9 protein-coding genes are annotated in these 14728 nt (G+C 65.6%); 2 read left to right on the top strand and 7 right to left on the bottom strand.

Annotation, left to right across the window (positions count from 1 at the left end; translation table 11 throughout):
- Nucleotides 1-10 precede the first annotated feature (10 nt).
- Genes GGR45_RS09680 through GGR45_RS09660 form a run of 5 tightly spaced genes read right to left on the bottom strand, consistent with a single transcriptional unit; the run spans nt 11 to nt 9823 of the window.
- Nucleotides 11-2089, bottom strand: a complete 2079-nt coding sequence (locus GGR45_RS09680) for a glycoside hydrolase family 97 protein (protein ID WP_175311434.1) — start codon at nt 2087-2089, stop codon at nt 11-13.
- Nucleotides 2086-3699, bottom strand: coding sequence for an alpha-glucosidase (locus GGR45_RS09675; protein ID WP_175311433.1), 1614 nt, complete (start codon nt 3697-3699; stop codon nt 2086-2088). Before GGR45_RS09675 ends, GGR45_RS09680 begins: the two co-directional genes overlap by 4 nt.
- Nucleotides 3699-5492, bottom strand: a complete 1794-nt coding sequence (locus tag GGR45_RS09670; protein ID WP_175311432.1) for an alpha-amylase family glycosyl hydrolase — start codon at nt 5490-5492, stop codon at nt 3699-3701. Before GGR45_RS09670 ends, GGR45_RS09675 begins: the two co-directional genes overlap by 1 nt.
- On the bottom strand, nt 5489-7030 hold the full coding sequence (locus tag GGR45_RS09665; protein ID WP_175311431.1) for a tryptophan halogenase family protein: 1542 nt from the start codon (nt 7028-7030) through the stop codon (nt 5489-5491). Before GGR45_RS09665 ends, GGR45_RS09670 begins: the two co-directional genes overlap by 4 nt.
- A 54-nt stretch (nt 7031-7084) precedes the next feature.
- Complete coding sequence (locus GGR45_RS09660) at nt 7085-9823, bottom strand: TonB-dependent receptor (RefSeq protein ID WP_175311430.1); 2739 nt, start codon at nt 9821-9823, stop codon at nt 7085-7087.
- Between the two features lie 205 nt (nt 9824-10028).
- Between GGR45_RS09660 and GGR45_RS09655 the strand changes: the two genes are divergently transcribed.
- Together GGR45_RS09655 and GGR45_RS09650 are read left to right on the top strand one after the other, a co-directional pair.
- Nucleotides 10029-11060, top strand: a complete 1032-nt coding sequence (locus GGR45_RS09655) for a LacI family DNA-binding transcriptional regulator (protein WP_175311429.1) — start codon at nt 10029-10031, stop codon at nt 11058-11060.
- Between the two features lie 30 nt (nt 11061-11090).
- Complete coding sequence (locus tag GGR45_RS09650) at nt 11091-12572, top strand: MFS transporter (RefSeq protein ID WP_175311428.1); 1482 nt, start codon at nt 11091-11093, stop codon at nt 12570-12572.
- A 94-nt stretch (nt 12573-12666) separates the two neighbouring features.
- Here GGR45_RS09650 and GGR45_RS09645 read toward each other — a convergent pair whose 3' ends face one another.
- Both GGR45_RS09645 and GGR45_RS09640 read right to left on the bottom strand, forming a co-directional pair.
- Complete coding sequence (locus tag GGR45_RS09645) at nt 12667-13962, bottom strand: sensor histidine kinase (protein ID WP_175311499.1); 1296 nt, start codon at nt 13960-13962, stop codon at nt 12667-12669.
- 35 nt (nt 13963-13997) lie between these two features.
- On the bottom strand, nt 13998-14717 hold the full coding sequence (locus tag GGR45_RS09640; RefSeq protein WP_042483248.1) for a response regulator: 720 nt from the start codon (nt 14715-14717) through the stop codon (nt 13998-14000).
- Between the last annotated feature and the right edge of the window lie 11 nt (nt 14718-14728).

Below are 14728 nucleotides of genomic sequence, written 5' to 3'. Positions count from 1 at the left end.
AGGAACAGGGTTACAGCGCCTTCAACCGGATCGCCTGGCCGCCGCCGGGGGCGAGGGACAGGGTGAGGGCGTCGCCCCTCTTAACCCGCTTGGTCTCAAACGCGATCGAATGGCGAGCCTCGGTCGCATAGGTCGCGCCGGGGCCGTCCTTATAGACCTGCGCCTCATACACCTTGCCCGGCTCCAGAAAGTCGAGCGTCACGGTCAGGTCGCGCGCATTCTCGTCGGTGATCGAGCCGACATACCAGTCGCGGCTCTTCCGGTCCCGCCGCGCGAAGGTGACGTAGTCGCCGACCTCGCCGTTCAGGACGCGGCTGTCCTCCCAGTCCACCGGCACGTCCGCGATGAAGCGGAAAGCCTGCGGGTATTTGGCGTAATTCTCCGGCGTGTCGGCGGCCATCTGCACCGGCGAATAGAGCACGACATACAGCGCCAGCTGCTTGGCGATGGTCGACTGGATCGGGCTGTTGTCGCTGCCGGTCAGGCTGAGCACGCCGGGCGTGAAGTCCATCGGCCCTTCTAGCATCCGGGTGAAGGCCAGGTTGACCTCATGCTCGGGCGGGTTCTTGCCCGGCCAGGCGTTATATTCCATCCCCCGCGAACCTTCGCGCGCCAGCCAGTTGGGATAGGTACGGCGCAGGCCGGTATCCTTGACCGGCTCATGGCTATCGATCGACACCTTATACTTGGCGGCGGCCTGAAGGACGCGGAGATAGTGGTTCACCATCCATTGGCCCTCATGCCATTCGCGCGACACCGAGCCGTCCGCATTGACCCGCTCGATCTGACCCGCATCGGCGACATAGCCGGTCTTGACGACATGCTCGCCATGATCGGCAGCGAATTTAAAAGCCGGGTCGAACTGGCTCTCATAATGGCTGACCGCGCCGCCCGTTTCGTGATGGCCTATCAGCGAGACGCCCTTCGACTTGGCATATTTCGCCAGCGCATCGGCGTCGAAATCCTCCGCCGGGGTCGCGAACTGCATCGCCGAGCCGTTGCCCGCCCAGTCGCCGTCCCAGCCGATATTCCACCCCTCGACCAGCACGCCGGGGATGCCGTATTTGGACGCGAAGTCGATATAGGTCTTCACATTCGCGGTCGTGGCACCGTGGCGCGGGCCGCGTGCCCAGCTCCATTCGCCCTTGATCATCTTCCACCAGACGCCGACGAACTTGCCCGGCTTGACCCAGCTGACGTCGCCCAGCGTGTTGGGCTCGTTCAGGTTGAGCATCAGGTGGCTCATATAGAGGCCACCCGCATCCGGCGCGATCAGGAAGGTGCGCCAGGGCGTCGTCCAGGCGCCCGTCTTCACGACCTTGGGCGCGCCCGAGCCGGGGGTGAGGACTGCCTTGAAGCTGTTCCCCTCGGTCTTCATGACGGCCATGCTGGCATAGTCGACCAGCGCCGCCTCATGGATGGCGATATGGGTGCCGTCGTCCAGCTTCATCGTGATCGGCGTCGCCGCCGTCCCGACCGCGTTAATCGGAGTGCGGTTGTAGAGATATTCCTCGCGGTTCCACAGGAAGGCGGGCTTCCACCATGCGGTGCCGCCTTGCGCGATGTTGAACTCGGTCAGCTCCTCGGCGATGTTTGCGTGCGGCAAAGCCTGCTGCTCGGGAAATTCGTAGCGGAAGCCGACGCCGTCATCCTGCACCCGGAACACCACGTCATAACGACGGTGGAGTGCGCTCGACTCCATCAGGCGGACGCGCATCTCGCGGTGATTGTCGCGGATGGTGCGCCACTCGCCCCAGGGCTGGGTCCAGCTGGTGTCTGACTTGGCATGGGCGACCGATTCGATCTTCAAGCCGCGCTCGATCTTGGGCGCGTCGGTAAACATCATGCCCAGCCGCGAGGGCTCCACGATCGCCTTGCCGTTGCGCGCGATCATATAAACGGCGCGCCCGTCATTGTCGGTCGAGACCTGGACGGTGATCTGGCCGTCGGGCGAGGTTTCGATCGCATCGGGCTGTCCGGCAGGCTTGGCGAATTTGAACGTCTCGTTGACCGCCGGATCGGCGGGGCCGTTCTGGGCCTGGGCCGCGCTGGCGATGAGGCCGAGCCCCAAGGCAATGGTCGTCTTCATGCAGTCATCTCCCGGATCGCCGCCCCGAACGCGCCCAGGCGTTCGTCGGTGGCGCTATTGATCTGGACCAGCACCCGCTGCCCACGCGGCAGGGCAGGGGGCAGGGGCACGGGCGTGTCGCCCAGATTGAACAGGCAGAGCAGGCGCTGATCGCCTTCGCGCCGCTCGAAGGCGAGCAGCTGGTCATCGGCGTGGAGCAGCGTCAGATCGCCGACCGCCAGCGCGGGCGTCTCGGCCCGCATCCGGACGAGGCGACGGGTGAGGTTCAGCAGCGAGTCCGGGTCGCCCTCCTGGCGATTGACCGCCAGTGCGGCGTGATCCGGCCCGACCGGCAACCACGGCTCGGCATCCGAGAAACCTCCGTTGATCGCGTTGCTGCTCCACGGCATCGGCGTGCGCACCCCGTCGCGCGACAGGGTCAGCGGCCAGTTGGCGATCGCCTCCGGATCGACCAGCCGCTCGAACGGCACATCGACCTGGGTCAGCCCCAGTTCCTCGCCCTGATAGACAAAGGCATTGCCGCGCAAGGTAAGCAGCAACAGCATCTTCATCCGCGCAAAGGCATCGCGGTGTTCGGGCGTCGTCCAGCGCGACACCGCACGCGGCGCGTCATGGTTCTCGAACGCCCAGCTCGGCCAGCCGACACCCGGCTCGGCAGGCCATTTCGCCAGCGCCTCGGCGACGATGCGCGGGGTCAGCCGGTCGGCATAGAGGAAGTCGAAGCCATAAGCGGTGTTCAGCCGATGGTCCCCGGCGGTGAACAGCTTCATCTCGCGATCCGCCTCGTCGCCGCCGACTTCGGCGACGGTGAATCGGTCGCCATAGTTGTCCAGCGTGGCGCGGATACGCTCCAGGAACGGCACGATGTCGGCATGGCTCTGATTGTAGAGCTTCAGCTGGAAGTCGAACGGCCGGGTGCGCGTCTTCCCCGTATCCGGCGCGGGCGGATTATCGCGCATCGTCGGCTCGTGCATCATGAAGTTGATCGCATCGAGCCGGAAGCCGTCCACCCCCCGGTCCAGCCAGAACCGCGCAGTCGCCAGCAACTCGGCCTGTACGTCCGGGTGATGGACGTGGAGCTGCGGCTGCTCCTTCAGGAAATTGTGCAGATAATATTGTCCGCGCCGCGCGTCCCAGGTCCAGGCGGGGCCGCCGAACACCGACTGCCAGTTCGAGGGTGGCGAGCCGTCAGGCTTGGCATCGGCCCAGACATACCAGTCGGCGCGGGCATTGGTGCGGCTGGCGCGGCTTTCGGCGAACCAGGGATGCTCGTCGGAGGTGTGGCTGTACACCTGGTCGATGACGACCTTCAGCCCCAGTTCGTGCGCGCGGGCGACCAGCGCGTCGAAATCGGCCAGCGTGCCGAAGATCGGATCGACATCGCGGTAATCCGCCACGTCATAGCCGAAATCCTTCATCGGCGAGGTAAAGAAGGGCGACAGCCAGATCGCGTCGACGCCCAGGCTGGCGACATGGTCCAGCCGCGCGGTGATGCCGGGCAGGTCACCGATTCCGTCGCCATTGCTGTCGGCAAAGCTACGCGGGTAAATCTGATAGATCACCGCGCCCTTCCACCAGGGGCGGGCGGCGGTGGGGATAGTCTGGGTCATCAACGGCTCTCCGCCGCGCAGACGGCATAGCCGAAGGCGGGCAATTCCAGCATCAGGCTCCCCGGCGCGGCGGCGCGGGGCGCGCAGGTTCCCGCCATGGTCGCGAACCGCTCCGACACCGTTTCGACCTGCACGGCCTGGGTGATGGGCCGGGCAGAGGTGTTGAAGGCGATCACATATTCACGCCCCGTGGCGGGATCGAAACGGGAGACGGCGAACAGGCCCGGCGCATCGCCGCGCGCCCGGATCACCTGACGACCCCGCGTCAGGGCGGGATTGGTGGTGCGCAGCCGGGCGAGCGCCGCGATCTCGCGATAGACCGGGTGGCTGGTCACGAGGCTGTCGGTCGCGGTCGTCTTCGTCGTGCCGACGAGCTTGTTGTCGTTATAGCTGGCGACCTTGCTGGCGAACATGTCCTCGCGCGCGTCCTGGTCGTTGCCGTCGCCCGCGAACCCCTGTTCGTCACCCGAATAGATGGTCGGCACGCCGCGCAAGGTCAGTAACATCGCATGGCCGAGTTCGACCCGCTTCAGGATTTCCTCGTCGGAGGCGTTGGGGTTCGCCGCCCGCACGTCGCGCGCAAAGCGGCCATGGTCGTGATTGCCAAGAAAGGTCGGCAAGATGTCCGCCGTCGCCTCGCCCTTGGCATAGAGGACATCGCCCTCGAACAGGTTGGAAAGGACGCGCGTCGGCTTGTTCTCGGCGACCGTCTGGATCACCGCGTTCATGAAGGCGAAGTCGAGGACCGCCGGATAGTCCGCGATCTTCGTCCAGCGCGCGAGCGCCCCCGGCTCCATCCCCGCCGTGACCTCGCCGAAGATGTGGAAGTTGGGGATGCCCTTGGCCTTGGCGCGGCTGAGCATCGCGGGCACGAAGCGGCGCCAGAATTCGGGGTTCACATGCTTGGCGGTGTCGATGCGGAAGCCGTCGACCCCGAACCGGTCGATCCAGCTGCCGTAAATGTCGATCATGCCCGTGATGACGCGAGGGTTCTCGGTATAGAGATCGTCCAGCCCGGAAAAATCGCCGGTGGTCGAGCTCTCATCCTCGAAGCTCGTATTGCCGCGATTGTGGTAATAGATCGGGTCGTTGAGCCAGGCGGGGGTCTTGGCGTTCTTCTCCGCCGCCGGGACGTAGGGGGTATAGGCGTAATTGGGGTCGGTCAGCTTCGCGAAGTTTGCCGCCGTCTGCACATCGTCGCCCAGAAAGCCCGGATTGATCGCCGAGCCGTTCACTCCGCCGCGCCGCTGATAGGGGTAGGTCGCGCGGTCGCGATACGGGCAGGGCGAGCCTTCGGCGCACTCGCGATACTGGATTACGTCGGCGGTGTGATTGACGATGATGTCCATATAGACCTTCATCCCCCGGCCATGCGCCGCCGCGATGAAATCGCGCAGATCCCCCTCGCTGCCCAGATGCGGGTCGACCGTCGTGAAGTCGGTGATCCAGTATCCGTGATAGCCTGCGCTCTCCTGCCCCTTGGCACCCTGCACGGGCTTGTTCTTGAAGATCGGCCCCAGCCAGATCGCAGTCGCGCCCAGCCCCTGGATATAGGCGAGCCGCTTGGTCAGCCCCTTCAGGTCGCCGCCATGGTAGAAGCCCTTGTGCGCCGGATCGAAGCCGGTGGTCAGCGGGCCGCCCTGCAACCCGCCGCGATCGTTTGAGGGATCGCCATTCTCGAACCGGTCGGGCAGGACGAAATAGATGACCTCGTCCTGCGGCAGCCGTTGCCGATAATCCTGTGCGGCCAGCGGCGTGGCGGTGGCGAGCAGCGCGAGCAGCAGCTTTTTCATGCGGGAACCTTCTGAACGGGGACGGCGCAATGCGCCGCGATAAAGGCGTCATGCGTCGGCAGGCGGGCGGCAACCTGCGCGGCGTGACGCCGGGTAAGGGACAGGAAATCGTCGAGCTCATGCGCCGACAGCGCATCGGCGAGCGCGTGATGTCCGGCGGGCAGAATGCCCTGTCCGATCATCACTTGCACCCAGGCTGCCTCCGCGAACAGCTCCTCGCCTTCGCGGCGGAACCGGCCATTGGCGCGGAACAGCGCGATCCGCGCGGCCAGGCTCTCGGGCAGCGGCACCGCGCGCCGCTCGGCCCAGAAGGGCTCGTTCCGGGCGTTGGCATGGTAATGGAGGATCAGGAAATCGCGAACGGCCTGCCATTCGGCCGCCGTCTCGGCGTTGTAGGCGTCGAGCTCGACGGGCTGGAGCATAGGGGCGGGCCAATAGTCCAGCAGGCGTGCGATCCCCGACTGGATCAGGTGAATGCTGGTCGATTCGAGCGGCTCCAGGAATCCCGCCGCCAGGCCAAGCGCAACGCAATTGCCCACCCAGGCACGCCGCCGCCGCCCCGTGGTGAAGCGTAAGGCGCGCGGATCGCCCAGCGCCTGGCGACCGAGCGCTGTCAGCAACCGGTCGGTGGCCTCGTCCTCCGACAGATGGCGGCTGTCATAGACGAGGCCATTGCCGGTGCGATGCTGAAGCGGGATACGCCAACGCCACCCGGCCCCGTGCGCGATCGCGCGGGTATAAGGGGGCAGGGGGCTGGCCCGCTCTCCCGCCACGGCCAGTGCGCGATCGCAGGGCAAATGCTCCGACCAGTCATCGAACGGCTCGGCCAGCGTCTCACCGATCAGCAGCGCGCGAAAGCCCGAACAGTCGATGAAGAGGTCGCCCGGCTCGCGGTGCCCCCCTTCCAGCGCGACATGATCGATCCGCCCCGCCGTGTCGCGGGCGACCGAGGCGATCTTACCCTCGATCCGCACCACACCCATTGCCTCGGCATGGCGGCGCAGTAGCGCGGCGTACAGGCTGGCGTCGAAATGATAGGCCCAGGCCAATCCGCTGGGCAGGTCGGGGCGGCCCGGTTCGGGCGCAAAGCGGCCAGCCATCGCGGCTTGCGCGCTCGCCATATGCCCCCAAAGCGAGGCGGGATTGGCTGCCCCGCCGCCGCGCAGCCAATAATGGTGGAACGGCACCAGCCCCAGGCCACGCCCGATGCTGCCAAACGCATGAAGATAGCCGCTGCCTTCGCCCGACCAGCCTTCGAACCGGATGCCCAGTTTGAAACTGCCATGGGTGGCGCGCAGGAACTCGGCCTCGTCCAGTCCGAGCATCTGGTTGAACAGGCGAATGCCGGGGATGGTCGCCTCGCCCACCCCGACCGTGCCGATCGCGTCGGACTCGATCAGCGTGATGCGCGTGGAGGCCGGCACGAACCGCGCCAGCGCCGCGGCCGCCATCCACCCGGCGGTGCCGCCGCCGACGATCACCACGCGCTGTCTGACGGCCGGGCGCGCGATACGGTCTGTCGAGGGGGAGGCTTCCATGCGGCGTCTCACGATACCCGCGCCGATCGCTCGACCGGCGCGGGGGTAGGGGCATCAGAAGCGATAGGTGAACCCGGCCAGGAAGCGGCGGCCATAGCTCTGATAGTCGATCACCTCGTCGCGGCGACCGGCATTGGTGGTGACGAACGGCGTGTCGGTCAGGTTCTGGCCCTGGACGAACAGCGACAGGCCCTTCAGCGCGCCATCCTGGAAGTCATAGCCGATCTGCCCGTCGATGATGGTCTCATCGATCGCGCGGCGGCGGACGCGGTTGGCGCCGAAGCCTGACAACTCACCGACAAAGGTCGAGCGGTAGCGTACCGACCCACGGACATTCAGGCCCCATTTTTCGAAAAAGGCGGTGCCGTTCGCCACCCAGCGCGAATAGCCCGGAATATCCTCCGGATCGCCACCGGGCGTCGGCGTGATCTCGGTCTTGGTATAGGACCCGCCGCCCGTCAGACCGAAGCCGTCAAGGAAACCGACGACCTGACCGAGTGGCAGCGTTCCGGCCAGCTCGACGCCATAAATCTTGCCGCCGGTGCCGTTGATCGGCCGGGTGATGCGCCCCTGAAGCGGGACGCCGGCAGGAATTGCCGCGGGCAGGGGCAGGCCGGTATAGTCGTAGTTCTGCTCAAGATTGTAAACGAAGCTCTTGAGATCCTTGTAAAAGCCCTGCGCCGCCAGATAGCCGCGCGTGCCGAAATATTTCTCCACTGTCACGTCGTAGGAGTTGGAGCGGATCGGGCGGAGATAGGGATTGCCACCATTGCCCGAAATGATGCCCTGCGCCGCATCGAAGCCATAGGACAGCGCGACGCGCATGTCGTCGAAGCGCGGCCGCATCATCTGGCGCGCTGCCGCCACCCGGAATACCCAGTCGCTCGGCAGACGCAGCGACAGATTGGCGCTGGGCAGGATGTCCCAATAATCATCGCCTTGGACGATGTTGGTATAGCCGGTGCCGTTATATATCAGCCCGCGCGACTTTTGTTCGGTGCCGACCGCTTGCACGCCGATATTGCCGGTCAGTTCCGCCGCGCCCAGCTGCGCCTTCAGATCCGCCTGAAGATAGGCGGTCATCAGATGCTCGGTGGTGGTATAGGCCTTGGCGGGCACATCGGGGCTGGTGTTGGGCGTCAGCACGATCACGCCACCCGCGAGCAGCGCGCGCGGATCATAGCTGAGCATCGGGCCAAGGCCCAGATAGGTCAGGTCGGTCGGTGCCTGGCGATATTGCTGCGGCAGCGGCGCGATGGTCGCCCCGTTCGGCAAGGTCACGAAGGACTCGTTGGGCGCCAGCGACTTGGCGTGATCGGTATAGTTCAGGCCAAAGCGAAGCGCGCTGACGATCGGCGTCTCGACCTCGCGCTCGATCTCGACCCGGTACTGCTTGATCTCGTCGGTGATCTTGCGGTCGTTGAAATAGCCGGCCTGTCGGGTCGAGCCACCCCAGCCCAGCGGATCGGTCAGCTGGATAAGGTTGGGATCGGAATAGTTGAGCGTCGGCTTGAAGACCGTGCCGGTGCGTCCCGTGGTGAAGCCGATGGTATCGGTCGCGCCATTGCCCTGGCCATATCCGGTGCCGCTATAGGTCTCCAGCGTGATTTCGTCCCGATCGGTGCGCGAATAGCTGAGATCGATGAATGCGCTCCAGCCGTCATCGCCCTTGTACTTGCCGTTATAGCCGAACGAATAGAGCTTGGCCTTGCGCTGGAACGAGTCGTTGCGGACCACGCCTTCGACGCGATTGAACGTGCCCGAAGTGACGAGGCCGTTGTTGACGACGGCGTTGGTCAGCGACGTGCCCGATCCCCATTGCAGCGGCAGCTCGATACCGCGCTTGATCTGGTCGTCGTTAAAGTCGGAATAGAAGCCGTCGAGCGTGCTGGTGAAGGTGTCGCTCATCCGCCACTGCACCGTGCCCGACAGGCCCAGCCGCTTCAGCGTGGTCGAGGTGACATAGGATTTGGAGCCGCCGATGACGTCGACCGGCTGGCCGCCGACCGTCGTCTGGGCGTAGCCCCAGGCATTGCCTTCCTGAATCTGGTACGGTTCGTTCAGGTAGCTGGCCGACAGCGCGACGCCGATCGTGTCGTCCGCAAACTGGTCGACATAGGTGGCGCTGGCGCGATAGCCGAAGTCCTTCGAGCCCGCATTCAGCTTGCCGATATCGGCATAGGTGCCGCGCGCACCGATCGAGACGACGCGCTTGCCATAGTCGAGCGGGCGGATCGTCTTCAGGTCGACCGTGCCCGACAGGCCCTGGCCGATCAATCCGGCATTGGCGGTCTTGTAGATCAGGACCTGGTTAACGACCTCGGCCGGATACTGGTCATATTCGACCGCGCGGTTGTCGCCGGTCGAGGTCTGTTCACGCCCGTTGAGTAGCGTGGTCGAGAAGTCGGGCGCGAAGCCGCGGATCGATATGGCGTTGGACCGGCCGTTCACCCGCTGCGACGTGACGCCGGGCAAGCGGGCGATCGACTCGGCGATCGAAGCATCGGGCAGCTTGCCGATATCCTCGGCCGAGACGGACTCGACGACCAGATCGCGGTTCTTCTTCTCGGCGACGGCGTTTTCCAGCGCGGCGCGGAAGCCGGTGACGACGATATCACCGGGCTCGGACTCGGCCTGCGCCTGCTGCGCTGTGGTATCGGGGCTGGTGGGCGCGGGCACGATGGTGGTGGTCTGCGCCATGACCGGCGCGGCGATGACCATGGCCAGCGTGCTGACCCCGAGCTTCAGGAATGAACGCGCGGCATCGGCCGGCGCCACTGGGCGAACCGTCATGAAATCCCCTCCGAGAAACCCCGTCTTCGTTCAAAGGACGGGTATGGTTGTTGCCCCTCATGTGAAATGGCGCGCGACGAAAAGGAATAATGCCGCATACGTATTCAATGCGGCCGGATCGGCCTGTTGCATTATTACGACAGCGCTTCCGCTTAACCCGCGTCATAAAAGCCGGTAAGCGAAGCGGAGAGGAGGAAGCACAGGTTTGACCGGTCCGCGAAAGCCCACGTCGTTCGACATCGCGCAAATGGCGGGCGTATCGCAGCCGACCGTCAGCCGTGCGCTGCGCGGAAGCCCCTCGGTCAGCGCGGCCACACGCGCGCGCATCGAAGCGATCGCCAAGACCCTGAACTATACGGTCGACCGGGCCGCCTCCAATCTGCGTAGCGGACAGACGCGGACGCTGGCGCTGCTGCTGTTCCGCGATCCCTCGCCGGGGCGGACGCTCATCAATCCATTCTTTCTCGGCATGTTGGGCTCGATCATGGAGAGCTGTGCGGAGGTCGGTTATGATCTGCTGGTCTCGTTCCAGAACCCGACGAGCAATTGGCAGGCCGATTATGAGGACAGCCACCGCGCCGACGGTCTGATCCTGCTGGGCTATGGAGACTATGCCGATTATCGCGAGCAGTTGGAAAAACTGGTCGCGCGCGGCACGCATTTCGTGCGCTGGGGCTCGGTCGCACCGGGCCAGCCGGGGCTGACGATCGGTTGCGACAATCATGCGGGCGCGCTGGCGGCGACGCGGCATCTGGTGGCGCAGGGACGCCAGCGGATCGCGTTCCTGGGCGACGCCACCGACCATTATCCTGAATTTCACGACCGTTATCGCGGCTATTGCGATGCGCTGTTGGAAGCAGGTTTGCCCTGCGACCCGACGCTTCAGGTCGGCGCGATCTCCAGCGAGGAGGAGGGCGAGCGTGCCGCGCGCGAATTGCTGGCACGCAGGGTCGCGTTCGACGGCATCATGGCGGCCAGCGACCTAATCGCGCTTGCGGCGATGCGGGTACTTGCCGAAGCGGGGTTGCATGTGCCCGCCGACGTGTCGCTGGTCGGGTTCGACGATATCCCGGCGGCCAGCTTCGCGCATCCGCCTCTCAGCACCGTAGTTCAGGATGCGGCGGCGGCCGGACGGCTGCTGGTCCGCGCGCTGCTGGCCGATATCATGGGCAAGCCGCCACCGCCCCGCCTGCTCCCCGCGACATTGGTCGTGCGCGGGTCCAGCATAAGACCATAATCATAACATAACAAAGGTTTGGGAGAGATCATGGACAAGCCGCGTCAAGGCTTTTGGGGGTTGTGGAACACCTCGTTCGGCTTTTTCGGCATCCAGATCGGCTTTGCCCTGCAAAATGCCAATGTCAGCCGCATCTTCCAGTCGCTGGGAACGGCCGAGAAGGACCTTGCCTTCCTGTGGATCGCGGCACCGCTGACCGGGCTGCTCGTCCAGCCCTTAATCGGACACTATAGCGACCGGACCTGGGGGCGGTTCGGGCGGCGGCGGCCCTATTTCCTGGCCGGAGCCGTGCTGGCGACGCTGGCGCTGGTGGGGATGCCCAATGCGGGCGGGCTGCTGGCGGCGGCGCTGCTGCTATGGCTGCTCGACGCCTCGCTCAACATCTCGATGGAGCCGTTCCGTGCCTTTGTCGGCGACATGCTGCCCGGGCGCCAGCGCACGGCGGGTTACGCATTTCAGACCGGATTTATCGGGGCCGGGGCGGTTCTGGGGTCGCTCGCCCCCATGCTGCTGACCGACGTCTTTCACGTCGCCAATGTCGCGAGTCCGGGCGAGGTGCCGCCGTCGGTCCGCTATGGCTTTTACATCGGGGCGGCGGCGCTGTTCGTCGCAGTTCTGTGGACGGTCCTGACCACCCGCGAATATTCACCGGAGCAACTCGCCGCCTTTGCCGAGAGCGACGGCGGGCAGGCGGGACGTCGCGATACGGTATCCAACGACCGTATCGGGCTTGCCCCGCTATGGATTGCGGGCGGCGCGCTGGTCGTGGCGCTGGTGGGAAGGCTGGGGCTCGACAAGCCGGTCTATCTGCTGGGCGGTGGGCTGATCGCCTTTGGCCTTGCGCGGATCGTCAGCGCATTGCTGGTGCGGGGCGGCCGCGGGAATAACGCACTCAGCCAAATCCTTGCCGATCTGGCGGCGATGCCCGCGACGATGAAGCGGCTGGCGCTAGTCCAGTTCTTCACCTGGTCGGCGCTGTTCATCATGTGGATCTACACCACGCCGATCGTTACCGAGCGGGTCTTCCATGCCCGCAACGCGACCAGCAGCGCGTTCAACGAGGGCGCGAACTGGGTCGGCGTGTTGTTCGCGGTCTATAGTGGGGTCGCCACGCTCTGGGCCTTTGCGCTGCCACCACTGGCAAGGGCGATCGGGCGGCGCAACACGCATGTTCTGGGATTGGTGTGCGGGGCGGCGGGCTTCGCGTCCTTGCTGGTGATCCGCGACGCCTGGTGGCTGATGGGATCGATGGTCTTGGTCGGTATCGCCTGGGCGTCGATCCTGACCATGCCCTATGCGATCCTGTCGGCGGCGCTGCCAGCGGAAAAGCTGGGTATTTACATGGGGTTGTTCAATATATTTATCGTGCTGCCACAGCTGATCGTGTCGTCGGTCATGGGCGCGGTGGTCAGCCATTTCTTCCCGCAGGATGTGGTGTGGACGATGGCCATCGCCGCCGGCGTGATGGGGCTGGCCGCGCTCGCGATGCTGCGGGTCGAGAACTGCGCCTGATCCTCTTCCGTACGCGGAGGGGGATCGCCACCGAGGACGTCCGCTGCGCAAGCCCCTCCGTCAGATCTTCGGCCTGCCCCGGTATCGAGGAGGATTATCGCGGCAATGTGATTGTTGCGGCCAATCCGCCTTCGGGCCGGTTGGTGAGGCGGATGTCGCCGCCCGCCTCGCGGACGATCGAGCGGGCGAGCGCCAAGCCCAGCCCGACCCCGCCCGTGTCACGGTTGCGGGACGTCTCCAACCGGGTAAAGGGATCGAACACCGTCTCCAACTGGTCCTCGGCGATGCCGGGGCCTTGGTCGGCGACGATGATCGCGACATGCCCGGGCCTCGCATCGATGCGGACATCAGCGGCATGGCCATATTTTACCGCATTCTCGATCAGGTTGCGCACCGCGCGCCGCATCAGCGAGGGGCGCAGCTTCAGGCGCAGCCGCCCGGTTTCCTCGAAGCTGACATCCTGCCCCAGATCGTGGAAGTCGGCGACCACCGCATCCACCAGCGCGTTCAAGTCGACATCGGTTTCCGCCTCGCTGGGCCGCCCCATGCGGGCGAGCGAGAGGATATCCTCCAGCGTCTTGTTCATCTCGGCGATGGTATCGGCCATGCGCAGCCGGTCCTGCTCGTCCTCCACCGACTCGATCCGCACCCTGAGCGCGGCGAGTGGCGTGCGCAGGTCGTGCCCGATCGCACCGAGCATCCGGTCCTTTTCCTCCAGCATCGCCCCGATGCGCAGGCGTAGCGCGTTGAACGCCGCAATCAGGCCGGACACGTCGAGCGGCCCCTGTTCGGGGATGGGCTCACCCGGTACGCGCGGGTCAAAGCGTTCGGCGGCACGGGTCAGGTCGCGTAAAGGCCGCGAGATACGCCGCCCGATCCATAGCACCGGCAGAAGGATGACGCCGTAGAGGATCAGCGTTTGAAAGAACAAACGCCACACCAGAAACAGGCCCTCGCGCGGCCACCCGGCACGCGTGACGAACCATCCCAGCTTGGGTGTCTCGACCGCGATCAGAATTTCGTCGACCGGATGGCGGTTGCGGTCGAAGCGACGGCGCGGCCAGTCGAAATCGGACGTGTTGAACGGACGCACGCCGGTCACGACCTGCCGGACCGGATGGCCCAGTTCCTTCATCCCTTCGCGCACGGTCGATTCCACGGCGGCGACGCGCGGCAGGCCCGCCTCGACCGGGTTGCCCGGCACGCGGCGTACCCGGCCGCGATCGGCGCCCGGGCCGCGCCCCATCGCGCTTCGCTCGATCGCGTCGTTGAGCCGTGCCACGGCAGGCCCCGTCACCTGTTCGAGGATCAGCGACCGCCGTTCACCAAGCAATAGGGTGAAGCTGATCGCCTGCGCCACGAACAGCGCGATGGCGAGCAGCAGCGCCATCTGCGCGGCCAGCCGACGCGGCCAGAAGCGCAGCTTCACAGGCGGGTGACTTCAGCGGCGAGCGTATAGCCGCCGCCCCAAACCGTCTTGATGATTTCGGGCGACTTTGGGTCCGCCTCGATCTTGCGGCGCAGGCGGCTGACCTGGTTGTCGATCGCCCGGTCGAAGGCGGCGGCCTCGCGCCCCTGGGTCAGGTCAAGCAACTGGTCGCGGGTCAGCACCTGGCGCGGGCGGCTGACGAGCGCGAGGAGCAGGTTATATTCGCCGGTCGAAAGCATCACGGAAACCCCTTCGCGGTCGACCAGCGAGCGTTCACCCGACTTCAGCACCCAACCGGCAAAGGCATAGGAGCCGCTGTCCGGTGCATGATGGCGCGCGCCGCCTGCCTGTGTCCGGCGCAGCACCACCTTGACGCGGGTGGCCAGCTCGCGGGGGGAAAAGGGCTTCACGACATAATCGTCCGCCCCCATCTCCAGACCTACGATCCGATCGGTTTCCTCGGCACGCGCGGTGAGCAGGATGACCGGCACCTCGCTGGTCGCGGCGATATGGCGGCACAAGGAAAGGCCGTCCTCGCCGGGCATCATGATGTCCAGGATGACGAGGTCGATCGCATAGGCGGCCAGCCGCGTGCGCGCCGAGGCGGCGTCACCCGCCTGAGTCACGCGAAACCCCTGTTTGGTCAGATAGACGGCCAGCGGCTCGCGGATCGAACGCTCATCATCGACGAGCAGCAAATGCGGCGTTTCGGACATGGGATCGGGGT

The sequence above is a fragment of the Sphingomonas zeae genome, from assembly GCF_014197135.1.
Lineage (GTDB): Bacteria > Pseudomonadota > Alphaproteobacteria > Sphingomonadales > Sphingomonadaceae > Sphingomonas > Sphingomonas zeae.
This window is presented reverse-complemented; position numbering and strand designations above follow the sequence as displayed.